The sequence below is a fragment of the Flagellimonas rhodophyticola genome (assembly GCF_049332665.1).
Classification (GTDB): Bacteria; Bacteroidota; Bacteroidia; order Flavobacteriales; family Flavobacteriaceae; genus Flagellimonas.
The window spans coordinates 1676389-1694934 of record NZ_CP186326.1; the positions used below are offsets into that span (position 1 = coordinate 1676389).

The following is an 18546-nucleotide window of genomic DNA, read 5'->3' on the forward strand; positions in this document are numbered from 1 at the left end:
AGGTGTTACGATTATAAAAGAATTGCAACTAGTTTATCGCAAAAGGAGCAGCGAACTTAAAAGTAGGAATATCTACCTCAAATTCTTCGGTAGAAGCAAAGTTCACCATGTGGTAATGCCCTTTCATGGCCCCTATTGGCGAAGCTAAGAGACAACCTGAGCTATATGTGTGGGATTTTCCAGGTTTTATAACCGGTTTTTTACCAATCACGCCTTCGCCATCTATGGTATCCGCTTCCTTTAAAGCATCAAAAATGTCCCAATGTCTAGCTATGAGCTGAACGGTGTCCTTACTTTGGTTTTCAATGGTAATGGTGTACCCAAAGGCATAGTGCATTTTATAGTTTTTGAAAAATGTACCTTCAAAAGTGGTTTGCACCGATACTTTGATTCCTTTTGTGATTTGAGTAAACATATATTAATAGGTAAAGACACTTCCTGTAAACAACACAATGACCACAAACAATGCTAATAACGTGAACATGGTGTTCAGAAAGAGGTATTTTATTATCGTTTTAACCCTTCCTTGTCCGTAAAACCTTCTCATTGACTTGTACAGATAAAAACCGAAAATCAGTAAAAATAACCCTGCACTCGACGTACTGAAAACAGTATCTATTATCAGACTAAGGATGAGCAAGATAAATAATAATGACTGGTTGTGGAAACTAAAGATAAGATGATCGGTGTAGGTGTATTTTTTTCTGGTGTATACCATCCATATGAAAACAGTAAATAGTGGAAGGAAGAGAAAAATGACCAAGGGAAGCTTGGCTATTGTATTGTTTATATAGGTGCCCGGTTGTGCGATAGCTTTCAGGAAACTCTTGGATCCGTTGAAGGCTATTTTATTTTTAAAGTTTTGGTCAACACCATATTTTTCCTCTGCTTCTTCAAAGGTTTTAATGGAATCCTTTTGTAAATACGTAAAGAAAAACTCCATTCTTTGCATCAAACTGCCAGGGCTCTCTTTTTGGAATTGTTGAACGTACGCTCTGGGATTTGCTAGCATAAACGAATCTTTTCTTGCTTCTTCCCTTATTCCTTGGTTTATAATCGACCCCAAGGAGTCTATATTCTGTACTCCCGGAATTGTTATCCTTTCCAAATTTCTTAGGGAGTCCAACTGTCCTATTACTTCTTCGGTTTGTTTTTTTGTATCTGTACTATCCGTGGTCTTATAACCATAGCTAAGAGGGCCTGTCTTCTCAATTTTGTCTTCGAGGCCAAGCTCATCCAAATTGGAAAAATTATTGTCATAGGTGACCATCAGGAAATATAGAAAGGCTAGGCTTAATAGAAATCGGAATGGGTTGGTATAAGAAATTCTTTTTCCCTCTATATAATCTTTCGTGATTGTTCCAGGTTTGACCAGCAGTGCATATAAAGTTGTTAACAGCTTGGAATCGTAGTTGATGAGACTGGAAAAAAACTCATCCCAAAAATCTTTGAGTACCAACTTTTTGGTGCTGTTGGCTTGCGAGCAGTTGGGACAGAATTTGTCGCTGATATCAAGGGGGTGTGCGCAGTTGCGACATTCGTTGCCCCTAAACTTAAGTTCGTAACGTCCTTTGGATATTAAGCTTGGTTTGTTGGTCATTATCCCGATAGGATTTGCCGCTAAAGATAATTAATTACTGATATTTCGTGAATTGACGGAACCTATACCTATAATGCTATCATATAAATCCCCAAAGTTTCGATAATAGACCAAAATCAAATAATTGTTTTCAGTAAAGTGGAAGTTACCGGAAACCAGATTCATATCCGCCTCTGCACCTTCGCCTACAACTACATACTTGTAATTGTAAAAACCTTGTTTAATAGGGTAACTGAGCTCAAATTTTCCAGACTCTTCATTGAAACTCATTTTATTTTCTTCACTTAAATCAAAATTATTGAATCTGCCAACAACATATACTTGATCTAAACCTATTTCATTGGTGTATGGCAAACTGAAGTGTACATTGGTGTATTCAGCTTCGCGAGACACATCATCGCCCTGTAGCGTTCGCACTACAAAATCCCCATTAATATCTGGGAAATAGGTATAAGGGATATCATATCTGAATTCGTTGGTAAATAGATAGTGATTATAGAGGTCAATGAATTCTACTTTAGAAATAGCGAAAGTTGGAGATCTTAAATCCTTTGTGTCGAAATTCAAAAATTCATTACCTCCATAAAAACTGGTTTCTTGGTCGTATTTATAAACAAGTTCAGTTCCCAAGGTGAATTGAGGTTTTACGTTATAAAGCGCAGTTGGCCAAAAATGGTTTTGTAAAATGGCAACCTTGATTTCTTTTTTGGGATTTACAACTTGAAAACCTGCGGTATTGATATAAAATTGAACCACCTGTTTTTCATTTAGAAAATTAAAATCCCTTGAGCGTTTTACCTCACCTCTAACAGAGACCAAATCCCGGTATACAACAAATCTTCTTGAAAACTGGAGTTCATTGTGCATGTTGTAAATTTCAATAAGATAATTGCCGCTAACTTTTAAACGGACATTTTGATTGGGAATGGAAAGCTTGTAGTTGGAATAGGGCTGAAGGGTGTTATAGCTGTTTTCGTAATCGATGATACGTTGATTATCCGTTCCCGAAAGGTATTGCGATTTCAGTAGTTGAGAGGGTGTCCAATCATAATCACAGTGTATTATTTTATAATAATAATCTTGTTCACTGGCAGTGAGATCGTCAAATTCCAAAGAGATGGATTCTCCTAAAGAAATTACGGGAAATTGATCTTCTGTTGGACCTCTAAAAACTATGGTTTTGATATTGGCAGGTGGGTTTACTTCTTCCTGTACTTGGGCGAAGACCCCTGAAACAAAAAAACAAAACACTATTTGTTTGATCATTGAACGCATTAGGAGCGTATTTTTTGAGCAAAGGTAAACAAAAAGTATGCCTGACAAATTTAGCTCGATGTAATCCCATTTTTATGGTCAAATAATTATGAAAACAATCCTTTTAGTGCTAAATTTGCGGCAATTTTGATAACAAAAGGTCTACAACAATATGTCTAAAGACATCCGGATTAAAAAAGGGTTGAACATCAACCTTATCGGGGCAGCAGAAAAGACTACTTCCAAAGCCGTTTTAAGTAACGTATATGCCCTGAATTTAGAAGATTTCCACGGAATTACACCAAAATTGCTTGTAAAACAGGGAGCCGAGATAAAAGCCGGAGAACCTTTGTTTTACAATAAAAACAAGGAGGAAATGCTATTTGTTTCGCCTGTTAGCGGTGAATTGGTGGAAATAGTTCGAGGAGCACGAAGAAAAATATTAACGTTAAAGATTTTGGCCGATAAAAGTCAAGAGTACGTATCCCATCAACCATTGGGTATTGAACAATCCGATGCCGATTCGATAAAAGGATTACTGCTCAAGTCTGGTTTATGGCCTTTCATCAAGCAACGTCCTTATGATATCATCGCAAATCCAGATGTCACTCCAAAGGCCATTTTCGTATCAGGATATACAACTGCGCCATTGGCTGCAGACTCAGATTATGTGTTGAATGGCAAAGAAGCTGAGCTTCAGGCTGCTGTAAATGCACTTGGCAAATTAACTCCTGGCGAAATCCATGTTTCAGTTGGAAAGTCGAATAATTCGCCTTTGGCTGGATTGAACGGAGTTACATTGCACAATGTTTCTGGTCCGCATCCTGCAGGATTGGTCGGAACTCAGATTAACAGGATTGACCCGATTAACAAAGGAGAAACCGCTTGGACAATAACACCACAAGATTTGGTAATTATTGGAGAATTGGTATTGACAGGAAAGTTTAATGCAGAACGAACTATCGCTTTAACGGGTTCTGTTGTTAAAGCACCAAAATATTATACAACAAAAATAGGAGCGGAAATTTCTACCTTCTTGTATGCTGCTGGGGTGAAAGAAGATAAGTTCCGATTAATTAATGGTGATGTGCTTACGGGCGCCAAAACCCATCCAGAAGGATATTTAGGATTTTACAATAACACTGTAACTGCCATTCCAGAAGGAGATGATTATGAATTCTTCGGATGGAACAAACCTATTTTCAATAAAATTTCTTCAACTAGGGCACTTACTTTTTCATGGATGCAGCCCAAAAAGAAATACGACCTTACCACTAACACAAACGGTGAACACAGAGCTTTTGTGGTAACAGGTCAGTACGAACAGGTTTTTCCAATGGATATTTACCCATTACAGTTGTTAAAAGCTTGTATGGTGAAAGACTTGGATGAAATGGAGCAGTTGGGACTTTACGAAGTAGCACCGGAGGATTTCTCTCTAACGGAATTCATTTGCATTTCTAAACAACCGCATCAACAAATTATTCGAGAAGGATTGGATTTATTACATCAAGAAATTGGATAACACATGGGATTGAAAGAAAAGTTACATCAGACCAAATTGAAATTCCAGGGCAAAAAAATGGCCCCGGCATTCAATGCAATACATACTTTTTTATATGCTCCCAACGAAACTACCCATTCTGGGTCGCACGTTAGGGGAGCTGACGACTTAAAACGTACCATGAATACAGTGATTATGGCTTTGGTGCCTTGTTTACTGTTCGGGATGTTTAATACCGGGTACCAGCAGGATATTGCCATTAACGGAGCTCCAGAAGCTTTCTCTTTGATGGAGCACTTCTTAACATGGGACAACTTTTGGTTGGGATTGATTACTATTTTACCACTAGTAGTCGTTTCCTATGGAGTAGGACTGGCAGTTGAATTCGTTTTTGCAGTAATCAAGGGCCACGAAGTAGAAGAAGGTTATTTGGTGACTGGAATGCTTGTGCCACTTATAGTACCTGTGGATATACCACTTTGGATGTTAGCAGTAGCGGTGGTTTTCGGTGTTGTAATCGGTAAAGAAGTGTTTGGAGGAACAGGGATGAACATCCTGAATCCGGCATTGACCATTCGCGCATTTCTATTCTTTGCTTATCCTACTTGGATGAGTGGAGATAAAGTCTGGGTGCATGGTGCAGTGGATGGAGTTACAAAATCCGGAACTACAGATGCTATTTCCGGAGAAACAGTTTTAGGGTATTTGGCTCAAGGTAATACGGAGATGTCATATTCACTTTCTGATATGTTCTTTGGATTTATTCCGGGGTCAGTGGGTGAAACATCAACCTTGCTGATTCTACTAGGAGGATTGTTCCTGATATTTTCAAAAATCGCATCATGGCGAATCATGGTCAGTGCCGTAATCGGTGCTTTGGCCATGGGATTGATTTTCAACGGCGTTGTTACCGCTGGGTGGATTCCGGAATATAGTAAGTTTTACAGCCTTATGAATTTTGAATTCTGGCAGCACTTATTGGTAGGAGGTTTAGCCTTCGGTATTGTATATATGGCTACAGACCCGGTAACAGGTTCGCAGACGAACAGAGGTAAATGGATCTACGGGTTTTTGATTGGATTCTTATCCGTTATGATTCGCGTATTTAACCCAGGGTACCCCGAAGGTGTGTTCTTGGCCATTCTATTGATGAATGTGTTTGCGCCAACCATAGATCATTATGTAGTAAGAGGGAACATCAAGAGAAGAATGAAGCGTTTAAAAAACGCCACTATATATCCTAAGACATCAGGTGAAGTTGAAGCATTAAAAACGGAAACAGTTTAATTATGGCGATCAATACAGACAAAAACAGCTATACTGTAATTTTTGCAGCCGTGATGGTGGTCATCGTAGGTTCACTGCTTGCATTCTTAGCTTCAGGGCTACGACCACGAATAGATGAGAACGAACGCTTTGAAAAGCAACAGAACATCCTCTACGCAATGGGTGTCAACCAAAATGAGGGTGCCGGAAGCGTCAGCTTTATCCCTACTGATGTTGTAGAAGGAGAATTTTCCAAATACATCAAGCAACAATTGGTGGTGGTTGGTTCTGAAACCAAGGAGCGAGAGGAGGCATATCTTATTGATATGAAGAAGCAATTGAATATCATCAAAAACGGAGATGAGGCGGAACTTCCATTATTTGTGGGAGAAAAAGACGGAAAGAAATCCTACATCATTCCTATGTACGGAAAAGGACTTTGGGATGCTATCTGGGGATATATCTCTCTTGATGAAAATATGGTTGTGCAAGGTGTGGTTTTTGATCATAAAGGAGAAACTCCAGGGTTGGGAGCAAATATTAAGCTTCGCTATTTCATGGATGATTTTACAGGTGAATCCATTCTAGATGGAAACCGATATGCAGGAATTTCGGTGGTCAAAGGTAACAATGATCCCTTGAACAACGATAAAGAAGATAACGAGGTTGATGCCTTGGCAGGCGCTACCATTACAGGTAATGGAGTTACTGCTATGATCAAAGAGACATTAAAATTGTACAAACCTTATTTAGAAACCATTAGAACCAAATAATATGGGGCTACTTTCAAAAAAAGATGCAAATCTAATATTAGATCCATTAGCGGATAACAACCCTATCACCATTCAGGTATTGGGAATCTGTTCCGCCTTGGCGATTACGGCAGAGCTTAAAGCATCTGTGGTAATGTCGATTTCGGTATTGTTCGTGCTTGGCGTGGGTAACGTGGTAATTTCATTATTACGAAACGTCATCCCATCAAAAATTCGGATTATCGTGCAATTAATTGTGGTTGCAACATTGGTAATTGTGGTTGACCAGGTGTTAAAGGCCTTTGCTTATGAATTGAGTAAGACCTTGGCCGTATTCGTTGGATTAATCATTACCAACTGTATCATTATGGGAAGATTTGAGGCCTTTGCCTTAGGTAACGGACCTTGGAAATCCTTTTTGGATGGAATTGGTAACGCATTGGGATATGGTGTCATCCTGATTATTGTTGGGTTTTTCAGAGAACTTTTAGGTTCTGGAACCTTGTTTGGAATTCCTGTTTTAGGAGATCCAATCGCAAAAACAGGATTGTATGCCACGGGATACGAGAACAATGGTTTTATGATCATACCACCGGCAGCACTGATCGTTGTTGGAATTATTATCTGGGTACAACGCTCCAGAAACAAAGCATTAATTGAAGAAGCATAAAAGGATAAGAGTATGTTAGAGCATGTAGAATTGTTTTTTAAGTCCATCTTCATAGATAATATGGTCTTTGCGGTCTTTTTGGGAATGTGTTCCTATTTGGCTGTATCCAAAAAAGTTTCCACAGCAGTAGGATTGGGAGCGGCAGTAATTTTCGTATTGGCCGTAACCGTTCCTTTAAACTGGTTGTTGGATCAATACTTATTACGTGATGGAGCCTTGGTTTGGTTAGGCCCAGAATATGCAGATTATAATCTGAGCTTCCTATCATTTATCCTATTTATAGCAACCATTGCAACGATGGTTCAATTGGTGGAAATTGTAGTGGAGAAATTTTCTCCATCCCTATATAATTCCTTAGGTATTTTCTTGCCATTGATTGCGGTAAACTGTGCTATTTTGGGAGGTTCGCTATTTATGCAGGCAAGGGAAATTCCTTCATTAGGATTGGCATTCAACTACGGAGTTAGCTCAGGAATCGGCTGGTTTTTGGCTATTTTGGCCATTGCTGCCATTCGTGAAAAAATAAGATATTCCAACGTGCCAGCTCCATTACGGGGGTTGGGAATTACCTTTATCATTACTGGTTTAATGGGAATAGGATTCCAGAGTTTTGGTGGAATGTTGACTGGTGATAATGAGCCACCAGAACCTACCGAAAATACTACCGCCAAAACAATTGAAGAAAAAGAAATTGAAAAGGAAATTGAAGACGATGAAAAAGCAGTTTCCTATAACGAAGTTATAAACGAATAAAGATGATATTAGCCACAAGTACCGGAGGTACCATTCTAATTACCGTAGTAGCATTTTTGGTTTTATTGTTATTGTTGGTGGCCTTGTTGTTGTTCACAAAAGAAAAATTATCGCCCTCGGGTCCCGTTACCATTACCATTAATGGTGAAAAGGAAATCGAAGTAGCTTCCGGAAGCTCCTTGTTGACAACATTGGGTAACCAAAAAGTGTTTTTACCATCTGCCTGTGGTGGAGGTGGAACCTGTATTCAATGTGAATGTCATGTACTTTCTGGCGGTGGTGAAGCTCTGCCTACAGAAACTCCACATTTCTCTAAAAAAGAATTGAACCATGGTGCACGTTTGGCCTGTCAGGTTAAGGTAAAGCAGGATATGGAGATTACAATTCCGGAAGAAGTTTTCGGAATTAAAAAGTGGCCTGCGAAAGTTGTACGAAACTACAATGTGGCTTCCTTTATAAAGGAGTTTGTGGTTGAGATTCCAGAGGATATGAATTATAAAGCTGGAGGATATATTCAAATTGAGATTCCACCATGCGAAGTGAAGTACGCTGATATTGACATTACTGCGCATCCAGAAGAACATGAAACTCCGGATAAGTTCAAAAATGAGTGGGATAAATTCAACCTATGGCCGTTGACAATGAAAAATCCTGAAACCGTTGAGCGTGCTTATTCAATGGCTTCTTATCCTGCTGAAGGACGTGAGATAATGCTTAATGTACGTATTGCTACGCCACCATGGGATCGTTCTAAAAATGGATGGATGGATGTAAACCCAGGAGTTGCATCATCGTATATCTTCGGATTGAAGCCCGGTGATCCAGTCACGATTTCTGGCCCATTCGGTGAATTCTTCATCAATGAGTCGGAATCTGAGATGTTATATGTGGGTGGTGGAGCCGGAATGGCGCCAATGCGATCGCACTTATACCACTTGTTCAAAACATTAAAGACAAATAGAAAAGTTACCTATTGGTATGGTGGACGTTCCAAAAGAGAACTCTTTTATATCGACCACTTTAAGCAGTTGGAAAAAGAGTTTTCGAACTTCAAGTTCTATATGGCACTTTCTGAACCCTTAGAAGAGGACAATTGGAAGGTAAAGGAGGATATCGATGCAGAAGGAGATGGTTTTGTTGGATTCATTCACAATTGTGTAATTGACAATTACTTGAACCATCATGATGCACCTGAAGACATAGAGTTGTACTTCTGTGGACCACCATTAATGAACAAAGCTGTTCAGAAAATGGGTGAGGATTTCGGAATCCCAGATGAAAATATCAGATTCGATGACTTTGGAGGGTAAAACCTTTGATTTCAACACCTCGAGCGCAGCCGAGAGGTAAAAAAATACACCTAACCGATGCGAAAGTGTCGGTTTTTTTTATGGAACAACGGAGAGCATTAAACGAACAAGAACTGCATAACCTGGCCATGAATATTGTGGGCAGACAACTGGAAGCAGATGGCTATGAATTCATGGCTATAAATAGCAAGCCAAAAAAGAACCCACAATATGTTTGTTTGAAGGAAAAGATACTTCACTTTATTGTGGTTAGGAATGTGGAGTTTCCGAATAATCCAAAGAATTACGATGCGGAACTAATGCAGAAAGTAAAGAGCCATGCAGAAAAGTTTGAAGCACGTACATATTTTGCGGGCGTTGGACTTTCTAATGCATCCAGTAGGGAATTGCCGGTGTATTTAAATGAAGAGTATATAGTAGATTATCAAGGTTTGATAGAAATTTCGTAATGAAAAATATAGTTTTTGTATGGGTTGTTCTGTTCTTGGGGGGCTGCAGCACCGACCCATTGGTAAAGAATCAAAATGTAGGCAATGCTCTTGGCACAACCTATTCAATCATATACATTTCAACTGAAAAACTTGATTTTCAAAAAGAGATAGATTCCGTTTTTCAAGTGGTTAATCAATCTATGTCTACCTATATTCCTGGGTCCGATATATCAAAAATTAATAATGGAGATACTACCGTGGTAGTGGATGAAATGTTCCGTAAAGTTTTTGAAATCTCAACCGCGGTTCATGAAGTTTCCAAGGGCTATTTTGACCCTACTATTGGTGTTTTGGCCAATGCATGGGGGTTTGGCCCAGGAAATCAATTGGAATTGGATAGTTTAAAAATAGATAGCTTGTTGCACTATGTGGGATGGGATAAAGTAAAACTGAATACTGATGGAACAATTTCAAAAACCCGTCCCGAAATTCGTTTTGATTTTAATGCCGTGGCCAAAGGGTATGCCATTGACCGATTAGGAGCATTGTTGAATGCGAAAGGAATCAATTATTATCTGGTTGAAGTAGGAGGCGAGGTATTGACCAAGGGTAAGAACCCAATCTCACAAAAGCAATGGTCTGTGGGAATTGATGACCCTCAAGTAGAAACAAGCAGACAATTAAAACAGATTGTCCAGTTAGAGGATAAGGCCATGGCTTCTTCAGGTAATTATAGGAAGTTCAGAATTGATCCCAAGAGTGGGAAAAAATACGTGCATACTATAGACCCTAAAACTGGGTATACCAAAGCCTCTAATATTTTAGCAACAAGTGTGATCGCCAATACTTGTGCAGAAGCGGATGCCTATGCCACCGCTTTAATGGCAATGGATTTGGATGAGTCCATTAAATTGTTGGAGAGACTGTCTGCCTTGGAAGGCTATATCATTTATTTAAATGATAAAGGTAAGACGGAGGAGTTTATGACTTCTGGTTTTAAAGCGTTGGTTAAAAAATAGCTATTTTCTTACCAACGGAATGATTTCCCCTTTAGCCAAACGATACTTTTCAATTTCCCCTGAGGGGAGATTTGCAGTATAATTCACTTCCTCTACCTTAAATCCAATTTCACGGAGTTTGTCAAAATAATCCCTTCCATAGATACGTACATGGTCATACTGTCCGAAAATCCGAGCCCGTTCTTTTCGGTCTGTAATGGAATCATCTTCAAAGGTCTTCTCCCGCTTCAAATCCTGAGGAACCTGAAAAACACCCCATCCTCCCGGTGCTAGAACTCGATATAACTCTTGCATTGCCTTGGTATCGTTAGGAATATGCTCCAACACGTGATTGCAAAGAATGACATCGTATGAATTGTCCTTGAAAGGCAGGTTACAGATGTCCGCTTTTACATCTGCAAGCGGTGAGTTTAGGTCGGTTGTGGTGTAATCTAGATTTTTTAGTTTTTTGAACCTTTTATGAAATGCCTGTTCCGGTGCAAAATGCAAAAGACGCAGGTCTTTACTAAAAAACTCCGTTTCATTTTTTAAATACAACCATAGCAAACGATGTCGTTCTAGAGAAAGAGTAGAGGGGGAGAGTACATTTTCCCTTGGATTCTCATATCCATAGGGCAAAAAGGTCCTAAAACTTCTATCATCGATGGGGTCTACATGCTTTTTACCTTTTAAGAAAAGTGCAATTATTGGTCTAACCCAATAACTAAGCTTAATGAGTAACGGCCTTGGAATAAGATTCAAGAAAAATTTGAAGAACCGTTTCATTTATTTGATGATAAACAGGTAAACTTAAATTTGAAGTTTTTTACTTCGGAACTCTTGCTCTTCATCACTTTTGATTCCTAGAGCATCATAAATATATTGGAAGGTGGACAACAATTCTGGTTTTCCATCGATTAAAGCGACATCATGTTCAAAGTGAGCACTTGGTTTCCCATCTGCGGTTAAAATGGTCCAACCATCTTTAAGCTGTTTAATTCTTCTTGTGCCCATGTTAATCATTGGCTCAATGGCCACGACCATTCCATTTACGAATTTCTTCCCACGACCTCGTTTTCCATAATTGGGCATTTGGGGGTCTTCATGAAGTTCTGTGCCCAAACCATGTCCCACCAATTCACGGACCACACCGTACCCATGACTCTCACAATAATTTTGAATGGCATAACCAACGTCACCAACACGATTCCCTTCTTTAAAAGCTCGTATACCTATATAAAGGGATTCCTTTGTTACTTGCAGTAGTTTTTTGGTTTCCTCAACAACTTCACCAACCTCGAAAGTATAGGCATGATCGCCATAGTAACCATTTTTTAATGCACCGCAATCTACGGAAATTACATCTCCATCTTTCAAAAGTTCATTGTTGGGAATACCATGAACCACTTGTGCGTTTGGACTCCAATTTAAGGTGTTTGGAAAATCGTACATACCCAAAAAACCGGGTTCTGCACCTTGTTCTCTGATAAAGTCTTCGGCTAGCTTGTCCAGATGTAATGGGTTTGCTCCAGGTTTGATTTCGGAAGCCAACATGCCCAAAGTTTTGGAGACTACTAAAGCGCTTTCGCGCATTAATTCAATTTCCTCAGCAGATTTGATTTTTATCATGGGTGCAAAGATAAGTTGAAATCAATTAATAGCCCTGTCGGCATGGGAATCATAGTTCCTTAAACCAATGTTTTTTGAGTCATCAATTCAGGTTTTGGAATTCCCAGCATGTGTAAAATTGTGGGCGCAATATCACCTAAAACACCATCTTTTATTTCTTTGATATCACCATCTACCAAAATTAACGGAACAGGATTCGTAGTATGGGCCGTATTTGGACTTCCATCTGGATTAACCATGGTGTCACAATTTCCATGGTCGGCAATAACTATGGTAGAATAACCACTTTCCAAACCTGCAGTGATTACATCTTTTGCACATTCGTCTACAGTTTCACAAGCCTTGACCGCAGCTTCCATAATTCCTGTATGGCCAACCATATCTGGATTGGCAAAATTGAGGCATATAAAATCAACCTCACCACTTTTTAGTTCAGGAATGATTGCATCTCTAATATCATAAGCACTCATTTCGGGTTGCAAATCGTAAGTAGCTACTTTCGGGGAAGGACAAAGGATACGCTTTTCGCCTTCAAAAGGCTCTTCTCTTCCACCATTGAAGAAAAAGGTTACGTGTGGATATTTTTCGGTCTCCGCAATGCGAATTTGTTGTTTTCCATGCTTAGCCAATATCTCCCCTAGAGTGTCCTGGATGTTTTCTTTGTCATAGACCACTTTAATTCCTTGGAAGGAGTCATCATAATTTGTCATGGTAACATAATATAGGTCTAGTTTATGCATGTTCTGTTCATGAAAATCTTCCTGACATAGAACCTGTGTTAATTCCCGACCTCTATCTGTTCTAAAATTGAAGAATACAATTATGTCTCCTTCATTGATTTTGGCTATTGGATCGTTTTGATCATTTGTAAGTACCAAGGGTTTGATAAATTCGTCGGTTACATCGTTATCATAGCTTTTTTGCATAGCCTGGGAAATGTCTGATACCTTTTCACCAATATTGTTGACCATTACATCATATGCCAGTTTTACCCGCTCCCATCTTTTGTCTCTATCCATAGCATAATAACGACCTACCACAGTTGCGAGTTTGGTATTTTTTCCGGCACAAAACTGGTTCACGTCTTCTAGAAAACCTTTTCCACTTTTAGGGTCTACATCTCTACCATCAGTGAAAGCATGTATATAAGCGTTCTGCACACCCGAATCATCAGCTGCCTTGATCAAGGCTTTTAAATGGTCTATATGGCTATGTACACCCCCATCACTTACCAACCCTAAAAAGTGCACGGCTTTATTCTGACTATTGGCATGCTCGAAGGCATTTTTAAGTACTTCCTCATGTTTTAAGGTATCTTCTTTGACCGCTTTGTTGATTTTTGCCAAATCTTGATACACAATTCTTCCGGCTCCAAGGTTCATATGTCCGACTTCACTGTTTCCCATTTGACCCTCTGGCAGTCCCACATTCATGCCATCTGTCAATAGATTGGAATTGGCATATTTGGTGTACAATGAGTCTATAAAAGGCGTATCGGCCTGCTCTATTGCAGATACCTTAGGATCGGGAGATTTTCCCCAGCCATCCAAAATCATTAGGATTACTTTCTTATTCATGCTATCAGAGTTAAAGCCCAAAAATAACGTGAATTGGCTTGATGCACCAGTATTCGGGTGGATTTCTGCCTGACAGATTGTTAATTATTTATGTTAAAAAATGAGGCGTTGTTAAAATTTAGTTATTTAACTGTTAATGCTGTAACATAAGCCATCCTGCACAGTCTATTTTTATAATAGTTAATCATTAATCAAAAATTATTCATCATGAGAAAAACAATCCTAACCGTAGCTGCGGCTTTTATGTTCGTGGTTACAGGGGCATTTGCCGCCGAACCATCAACTTCTGTTGAAGAAGATTTAATTGTATCTGCAATCCCAGATGAACTTAGTTCTTTTTGCAAGGCTATTTTGAAGGGAGATGTCGGTACGGTAAAAAAATTAATTGAACTCGGTGAAGATGTAAACAAAAAGTCAATGGGTATGGCACCTATCCATTTTGCGGCTCGTTACAATCAATCGGAAATTTTGGAATTGCTCATTGCAAACGGTGCTGATGTCAAGAAACGTTGTGATAAGGGTTACACTGCAAAGAAATATGCAGAGTTGTCCAACGCAACGGCAGCCTTGGAGATATTAAAATCGGCTATGAAAAAATAGGGAAGGGGTTTATTCATCCAAACTAAAAAGGGCCCAACCGTAAGGTTGGGCCCTTTTCTCATTTACTTATAGTGTCCGTGTAAAAGAGTATTTTAAAAATCAAATCCTGTGAAGACCCGGTACAAAAATGCATATAGGGCCATGGTTAATAATATTCCACAAAATATCGTATAACCTTTTAGCAAGACAACCACAAAACTTGGTTTGCAATTATCGAATGCCTCTGTATAGAGCTGCTTAAAATGTAATAGTGTTCCCATTGTTCTCTAATTTACTAGCATAAATGGGATAAGAAGGTATGTCTGATTTGGGGTCACACAAAGGTAATCAAAACTTGGCAAAGGCTATTTTTAATCGATAAAGCGCCAATTCTATCGACCTGAATATTTTTCTATGGCTTCACGGATCTTTTCTATCCTGTTTTCTGGATCTGGATGGGTACTTTGAAACTCTGGCACACGATTAGGACCAGCTGCATCCTTTAATACTTTCATAACCTCAATCATTTCGTTAGGGTCGTAGCCTGCTTGAATCATAAATAAAACTCCAAGCTCATCACTTTCCAGTTCATCCCCTCTTCCATTTTTTAGAAGGGTATTCTGTCCTATGCCACTTACTAAACCTCCCATATCGCCCCCAACGGATGCGCCCATGGTCAAGGTTTGCCAAAAGCTACTTTCCGCGATGCGTTCAGCCGAATGTCTTCCTATTACATGACCAATTTCATGTCCTAAGACCCCGGCCAATTGGGCCTCAGTCAGTTTGGAGAAAAGCGCATAGGTGATAAAACATTGTCCGCCAGGTAGGGCAAACGCATTAATGGTTCTGTCATCTGCAAGTAAATGGAAATCGTATTTATAGGGTGTTTCCCGGGCAATACTATTATTTACAAGCTTTTGTCCAACAGCATCTACCAGGGCTTGCATTCTTTCATCGGGGTATAGACCGCCATGCTGTTGTGCCATTTCTGGGGCACTTTGCAATCCTATGGCTATTTCTTGATCGGCAGACATGTTAATATTCTGCACCCTTCCGGTATAGGGATTTTCCTCTTTATTATTGCAACGTTGAACAAATGCAAAGGCCACAATGGCCAATCCGATAAGGATTCGGATTTTCCAACTTCCTCTTCTCATGGTGTTAGTGTTCTAGAGAATTCAATATACAAAAAAAGACCTATAGGAGGGCCTGGTTGATATCCAAAATGTTGTTCTGGATATAGGTTCGTAAAAATCCGGAAGTAAAATACTCACACCCATAAAATTCTTCACTCTGAAGCATTTTCAAGATGTTCACTCTTCTAAAAGCGGTCAACATGGGTACTGAGATTGGCGCATAACTATAGTGCCAGGGCTCATATTTAAAACCACGGCGTTTGGGTTCGTTGGTATAGACCAGGTAATAACCAAATTTTTCAGAATTTTCATCCAACCAAAGTTTGAAGTCTTCAAAAGGTCCACCTGCTTCAAATTTTTCGGGGACCAACACATCACCGGAGACTTTGGGATAACCGTTGATAATATCTATATCTGTTCCCCAATGATGCCTACTAGTGCCAGGAATTGTGGAATATTCGATGATTTTGTCGATGGCATCGAGCGGCTCCATCCCATCATCTTCTGTAAAGCGAAGATATTTTCGTTCCCAGATACTCTCTTGTCTGTAAAAATCCCGGAAACTTGAGATCATTTTTATATCAAATCCATCTGCATACGCTGCTTTTTTCATTTTTACGAAAGCTTCATACGCCTCTTTCCTCAAGTTGATGCCTTCTCCAAAGAGATCGATATCCGCTTTGCCCATTAATTCGTCCACAGAATAATCCTCATAGATAGGTATTGGAAAAACAGGGGGTATGGTACAGGCCAATCCTGATATCGAAGCTGTTTTAATGAAACTCCTTCTTTTCATGAAATAGATTTATTGGGCAAGTTAAGAAGTATTTTGCAACGTATTGTATGCTCTTACAAGAAATACGGTTTACTCAGAGATGTAGAGATATCCTTGGAATTTTTGTCTTAAATCAACAACGGTGAGGGTATAAAAATAAATCCCAGAAGATAAACCCGTGTCTCTAGAGATAACTAAATTTCGATTGGAAACCCCGCTAAATTCATTTGCATAGTTTAATTTGGAGTATACCAAAACACCATATCGGTTATAAATGTTTAAGAGGTTATTTGGCAGATTTTCGATGCCATCGATTACTAAGAAGTCATTTATACCATCTCCATTAGGTGTTAAAAAGTAGTTGTCCAACTCCAAGACGGAAAAAGGTTCCAGTAAGCCATCGGTTCCTCCTAAGGTCAATATCTCATAGTTATTCGGAACGAATGCTTCAGAAGTGATACTTCCTATTTGCATGTTGCCGCTCATGGCAGAATTGCCAAGCTGTTCCCACCGGTTTTCAGTTTTGGACCAACCAACAACTGTAAGGTTATCCATTGTTTCCGCTAACTGGGCAGTGTCACTATTTACATCCCACGTTAGGGTAACCACTGAGCGCTGGCTACTCTCCAATTTCCAGAACTCTAGTTCGCTTATTTGGAGGTCGTCGAATTCTTTATCATCCGTATTAAATTGTTGTACTATGGAAGTTGGATTGTTGGGATTCTCGAAAAAGTATGCACATCTTGCCAAATTGTTCGGAGCTATTGATGTTAGCGTAAGATATCTAAGCCGTTGCCCATCTCCAATGGGAAATGTAACTATTTCTTTGTTGGTTGCACCTGCATATCCATCAACATGAGCTGGATTACCTGCTCCAGTATCAAATGCACTGCCCATGAAATTAAGGTAGCTGGCAGATGTGTCCTTTGCAGTAAGTACATCGCCAACAATAAAATTGACATTATTTGTAACACCTACCCAGGTGTTTAAGAGCAATCCGCTATCCGTTACAATTTCAATATCATTAAATATTGGGCTAGAGGCTCCAGAAACGGATAATCGAAGAGGGCTGTAAAATCCTACCAACCCCTGATTATTCTCCAATGGTCCATCATTTATCAAATCAATATGAAAACCTACAGAAACATCAGAATGAAACTGAAGATTTCCAAAATTATGTACGGCATCTTGTCCTAATATAAAAGAAGTAAAGGTTAACGTTAACCCAAGTAAAAATGATTCTATGTTGTTTTTTGTTCTTAACATAAACGAACTATGTTTAAAATGGCATTATAACCTAATCTCTTACTGTTTGTTGCCATTCTGTACCATCACTTTGTAACACGTAACATCTACCATTTCGTATTTGAGTGCTGGTGCCGCCATTATCTGCGCGATATGTTGAGACGGATCTATTGCCACCTGAATAATTTTTAATAATGTAAATCCGCCCTTGACAACTGTTTGCATTGGGTAAGGTTACGTTTGGAGAACCACCTGTCATAATTACAGTATGATGATCTTCTGTAAGTGTGATGTTGTTCGTAATTCTTAAAATTGCTGTGGACATGGATCCGTTAACCTGCATGGTTGAGTTGGCCATTTGTCCGGTGTTTACTCCCACTCTAGGCTTGGCATTTTGTGAATTTGCACTTCCTTGAATTCTGAAAAGTTCCTTAAGTTGCTGATCTCTGTAATCAAAGCGTTTGAAAATAAAAGGTTCTGCACCATCATCGGCAATAATAAATTCTAACTCTCCGTTGTTTGAAACTCCATTGGAGCCAATTTCAAAAAAATCAGTACCTGCGGCACTTCCTTTAAGTCTAAAATTTCCATCACTATTTGTAAAGAACATAGGTTTGTAAAAGGCTGCAGCATCCGCCTGAAATTGTAGTGCTGAAACTCCGTTATTACCTTTAAGATAGGTGATGTATTGATTTCCATCCGTATAATCAAGATAATTTTGCACCAGCCCCAGAGTCTGTCGCCTACCAAATTCAAGCATACTCACGTTATTAGACCGTATATCCATACTGACATCATTGGTTGTACCTAAGAACGATCCGCTGCTTCCAACATTTCCGTTTAAAAGCCAGTTGGAATTTGAATTTGTAACCCAGTTAGCTCCGTTAAAAACCAACATTTGACGGGTATCTGTATTGAACAGCATTTGTCCCTGTTGCATGCCGGTTATTGCATTTATTTCTGAAGTAGTTCCTGTATTGAGGGTAAATAATAAACCTGCCTCAATTTGAGAATAGGAAAGATGGGCGGTTAGAATAAAACTTAATATTGCGAATACTTTTCTCATA

Annotated in this window: 20 protein-coding genes; 9 read left to right on the plus strand and 11 right to left on the minus strand. The window is 39.2% G+C overall.

The window, feature by feature from the left end; translation table 11 throughout:
* Positions 1 to 28 precede the first annotated feature (28 nt).
* The 3 genes from apaG to ACOKFG_RS07530 are packed head-to-tail and all read right to left on the minus strand — an operon-like array spanning position 29 to position 2875.
* Positions 29 to 415, minus strand: a complete 387-nt coding sequence (gene apaG, locus ACOKFG_RS07520) for a Co2+/Mg2+ efflux protein ApaG (RefSeq protein ID WP_298794517.1) — start codon at positions 413 to 415, stop codon at positions 29 to 31.
* A gap of 3 nt (positions 416 to 418) precedes the next feature.
* The gene (locus ACOKFG_RS07525; RefSeq protein WP_422862125.1) at positions 419 to 1600 is read right to left on the minus strand and encodes a DUF3667 domain-containing protein; all 1182 of its coding nucleotides are present in this window, start codon (positions 1598 to 1600) and stop codon (positions 419 to 421) included.
* Positions 1601 to 1630: 30 nt separating this feature from the next.
* On the minus strand, positions 1631 to 2875 hold the full coding sequence (locus ACOKFG_RS07530; protein ID WP_422862126.1) for a type IX secretion system plug protein domain-containing protein: 1245 nt from the start codon (positions 2873 to 2875) through the stop codon (positions 1631 to 1633).
* A gap of 151 nt (positions 2876 to 3026) precedes the next feature.
* On the opposite strand from ACOKFG_RS07530, the gene ACOKFG_RS07535 reads away from it, so the two are divergent.
* From ACOKFG_RS07535 to ACOKFG_RS07570, 8 genes are all read left to right on the plus strand, one after another.
* The gene (locus ACOKFG_RS07535) at positions 3027 to 4379 is read left to right on the plus strand and encodes a Na(+)-translocating NADH-quinone reductase subunit A (RefSeq protein WP_422862127.1); all 1353 of its coding nucleotides are present in this window, start codon (positions 3027 to 3029) and stop codon (positions 4377 to 4379) included.
* A 3-nt stretch (positions 4380 to 4382) separates the two neighbouring features.
* Positions 4383 to 5645, plus strand: a complete 1263-nt coding sequence (locus ACOKFG_RS07540) for an NADH:ubiquinone reductase (Na(+)-transporting) subunit B (RefSeq protein ID WP_299175408.1) — start codon at positions 4383 to 4385, stop codon at positions 5643 to 5645.
* Between the two features lie 2 nt (positions 5646 to 5647).
* Positions 5648 to 6397 (plus strand): Na(+)-translocating NADH-quinone reductase subunit C, encoded by a 750-nt coding sequence (locus tag ACOKFG_RS07545; RefSeq protein ID WP_298794528.1) that lies wholly within the window; start codon positions 5648 to 5650, stop codon positions 6395 to 6397.
* A gap of 1 nt (position 6398) precedes the next feature.
* Positions 6399 to 7046, plus strand: coding sequence for an NADH:ubiquinone reductase (Na(+)-transporting) subunit D (locus tag ACOKFG_RS07550; protein ID WP_299175410.1), 648 nt, complete (start codon positions 6399 to 6401; stop codon positions 7044 to 7046).
* A gap of 12 nt (positions 7047 to 7058) precedes the next feature.
* Positions 7059 to 7799, plus strand: a complete 741-nt coding sequence (gene nqrE, locus ACOKFG_RS07555) for an NADH:ubiquinone reductase (Na(+)-transporting) subunit E (RefSeq protein ID WP_298794532.1) — start codon at positions 7059 to 7061, stop codon at positions 7797 to 7799.
* Between the two features lie 2 nt (positions 7800 to 7801).
* Entirely contained in the window at positions 7802 to 9109 is a 1308-nt protein-coding gene (gene nqrF, locus ACOKFG_RS07560; protein WP_298794534.1) for an NADH:ubiquinone reductase (Na(+)-transporting) subunit F, read from the plus strand.
* 80 nt (positions 9110 to 9189) lie between these two features.
* Entirely contained in the window at positions 9190 to 9558 is a 369-nt protein-coding gene (locus ACOKFG_RS07565; RefSeq protein ID WP_422862184.1) for a Na(+)-translocating NADH-quinone reductase subunit F, read from the plus strand.
* The gene (locus ACOKFG_RS07570; RefSeq protein WP_422862128.1) at positions 9558 to 10559 is read left to right on the plus strand and encodes an FAD:protein FMN transferase; all 1002 of its coding nucleotides are present in this window, start codon (positions 9558 to 9560) and stop codon (positions 10557 to 10559) included. The genes ACOKFG_RS07565 and ACOKFG_RS07570 overlap by 1 nt, the downstream gene beginning before the upstream one ends.
* Here the strand turns inward: ACOKFG_RS07570 and ACOKFG_RS07575 are convergent, their stop codons facing one another.
* The 3 genes from ACOKFG_RS07575 to gpmI are packed head-to-tail and all read right to left on the minus strand — an operon-like array spanning position 10560 to position 13744.
* A complete protein-coding gene (locus ACOKFG_RS07575) occupies positions 10560 to 11324 on the minus strand; it encodes a class I SAM-dependent methyltransferase (RefSeq protein ID WP_298794540.1) in 765 nt (254 codons plus the stop codon).
* 24 nt (positions 11325 to 11348) lie between these two features.
* Positions 11349 to 12167, minus strand: coding sequence for a type I methionyl aminopeptidase (map, locus tag ACOKFG_RS07580; protein WP_298794542.1), 819 nt, complete (start codon positions 12165 to 12167; stop codon positions 11349 to 11351).
* A gap of 59 nt (positions 12168 to 12226) precedes the next feature.
* On the minus strand, positions 12227 to 13744 hold the full coding sequence (gene gpmI, locus ACOKFG_RS07585; protein ID WP_299175417.1) for a 2,3-bisphosphoglycerate-independent phosphoglycerate mutase: 1518 nt from the start codon (positions 13742 to 13744) through the stop codon (positions 12227 to 12229).
* 207 nt (positions 13745 to 13951) lie between these two features.
* Here gpmI and ACOKFG_RS07590 point away from each other — a divergent pair, with 207 nt between their 5' ends.
* Positions 13952 to 14344, plus strand: coding sequence for an ankyrin repeat domain-containing protein (locus ACOKFG_RS07590; RefSeq protein ID WP_298794546.1), 393 nt, complete (start codon positions 13952 to 13954; stop codon positions 14342 to 14344).
* Positions 14345 to 14436: 92 nt separating this feature from the next.
* Here the strand turns inward: ACOKFG_RS07590 and ACOKFG_RS07595 are convergent, their stop codons facing one another.
* The 5 genes from ACOKFG_RS07595 to ACOKFG_RS07615 form a co-directional block, all read right to left on the minus strand.
* Complete coding sequence (locus ACOKFG_RS07595) at positions 14437 to 14604, minus strand: DUF6747 family protein (RefSeq protein WP_313809768.1); 168 nt, start codon at positions 14602 to 14604, stop codon at positions 14437 to 14439.
* 111 nt (positions 14605 to 14715) lie between these two features.
* On the minus strand, positions 14716 to 15480 hold the full coding sequence (locus ACOKFG_RS07600) for a M48 family metalloprotease (protein ID WP_298794549.1): 765 nt from the start codon (positions 15478 to 15480) through the stop codon (positions 14716 to 14718).
* 40 nt (positions 15481 to 15520) lie between these two features.
* Positions 15521 to 16255, minus strand: a complete 735-nt coding sequence (locus ACOKFG_RS07605; protein WP_299175419.1) for a M15 family metallopeptidase — start codon at positions 16253 to 16255, stop codon at positions 15521 to 15523.
* Between the two features lie 69 nt (positions 16256 to 16324).
* Positions 16325 to 17500, minus strand: coding sequence for a gliding motility-associated C-terminal domain-containing protein (locus tag ACOKFG_RS07610; RefSeq protein WP_422862129.1), 1176 nt, complete (start codon positions 17498 to 17500; stop codon positions 16325 to 16327).
* Between the two features lie 31 nt (positions 17501 to 17531).
* Positions 17532 to 18545: a hypothetical protein gene (locus ACOKFG_RS07615; RefSeq protein WP_422862130.1), complete on the minus strand. Its 1014-nt coding sequence runs from the start codon at positions 18543 to 18545 to the stop codon at positions 17532 to 17534.
* Position 18546 lies beyond the last annotated feature (1 nt).

Excerpts from the sequence above, each read along its gene's own strand:
- ACOKFG_RS07605 (WP_299175419.1), bottom strand. The coding sequence starts at position 16,255 with ATGAAAAGAAGGAGTTTCATTAAAACAGCTTCGATATCAGGATTGGCC.
- ACOKFG_RS07525 (WP_422862125.1), bottom strand. The coding sequence starts at position 1,600 with ATGACCAACAAACCAAGCTTAATATCCAAAGGACGTTACGAACTTAAG.
- ACOKFG_RS07565 (WP_422862184.1), top strand. The coding sequence starts at position 9,190 with ATGGAACAACGGAGAGCATTAAACGAACAAGAACTGCATAACCTGGCC.
- nqrF (WP_298794534.1), top strand. The coding sequence starts at position 7,802 with ATGATATTAGCCACAAGTACCGGAGGTACCATTCTAATTACCGTAGTA.
- ACOKFG_RS07535 (WP_422862127.1), top strand. The coding sequence starts at position 3,027 with ATGTCTAAAGACATCCGGATTAAAAAAGGGTTGAACATCAACCTTATC.
- ACOKFG_RS07595 (WP_313809768.1), bottom strand. The coding sequence starts at position 14,604 with ATGGGAACACTATTACATTTTAAGCAGCTCTATACAGAGGCATTCGAT.
- ACOKFG_RS07615 (WP_422862130.1), bottom strand. The coding sequence starts at position 18,545 with ATGAGAAAAGTATTCGCAATATTAAGTTTTATTCTAACCGCCCATCTT.
- ACOKFG_RS07600 (WP_298794549.1), bottom strand. The coding sequence starts at position 15,480 with ATGAGAAGAGGAAGTTGGAAAATCCGAATCCTTATCGGATTGGCCATT.
- ACOKFG_RS07530 (WP_422862126.1), bottom strand. The coding sequence starts at position 2,875 with ATGCGTTCAATGATCAAACAAATAGTGTTTTGTTTTTTTGTTTCAGGG.
- ACOKFG_RS07590 (WP_298794546.1), top strand. The coding sequence starts at position 13,952 with ATGAGAAAAACAATCCTAACCGTAGCTGCGGCTTTTATGTTCGTGGTT.
- ACOKFG_RS07570 (WP_422862128.1), top strand. The coding sequence starts at position 9,558 with ATGAAAAATATAGTTTTTGTATGGGTTGTTCTGTTCTTGGGGGGCTGC.
- ACOKFG_RS07550 (WP_299175410.1), top strand. The coding sequence starts at position 6,399 with ATGGGGCTACTTTCAAAAAAAGATGCAAATCTAATATTAGATCCATTA.
- map (WP_298794542.1), bottom strand. The coding sequence starts at position 12,167 with ATGATAAAAATCAAATCTGCTGAGGAAATTGAATTAATGCGCGAAAGC.
- ACOKFG_RS07545 (WP_298794528.1), top strand. The coding sequence starts at position 5,648 with ATGGCGATCAATACAGACAAAAACAGCTATACTGTAATTTTTGCAGCC.
- nqrE (WP_298794532.1), top strand. The coding sequence starts at position 7,059 with ATGTTAGAGCATGTAGAATTGTTTTTTAAGTCCATCTTCATAGATAAT.
- ACOKFG_RS07610 (WP_422862129.1), bottom strand. The coding sequence starts at position 17,500 with ATGTTAAGAACAAAAAACAACATAGAATCATTTTTACTTGGGTTAACG.
- ACOKFG_RS07575 (WP_298794540.1), bottom strand. The coding sequence starts at position 11,324 with ATGAAACGGTTCTTCAAATTTTTCTTGAATCTTATTCCAAGGCCGTTA.
- gpmI (WP_299175417.1), bottom strand. The coding sequence starts at position 13,744 with ATGAATAAGAAAGTAATCCTAATGATTTTGGATGGCTGGGGAAAATCT.
- ACOKFG_RS07540 (WP_299175408.1), top strand. The coding sequence starts at position 4,383 with ATGGGATTGAAAGAAAAGTTACATCAGACCAAATTGAAATTCCAGGGC.
- apaG (WP_298794517.1), bottom strand. The coding sequence starts at position 415 with ATGTTTACTCAAATCACAAAAGGAATCAAAGTATCGGTGCAAACCACT.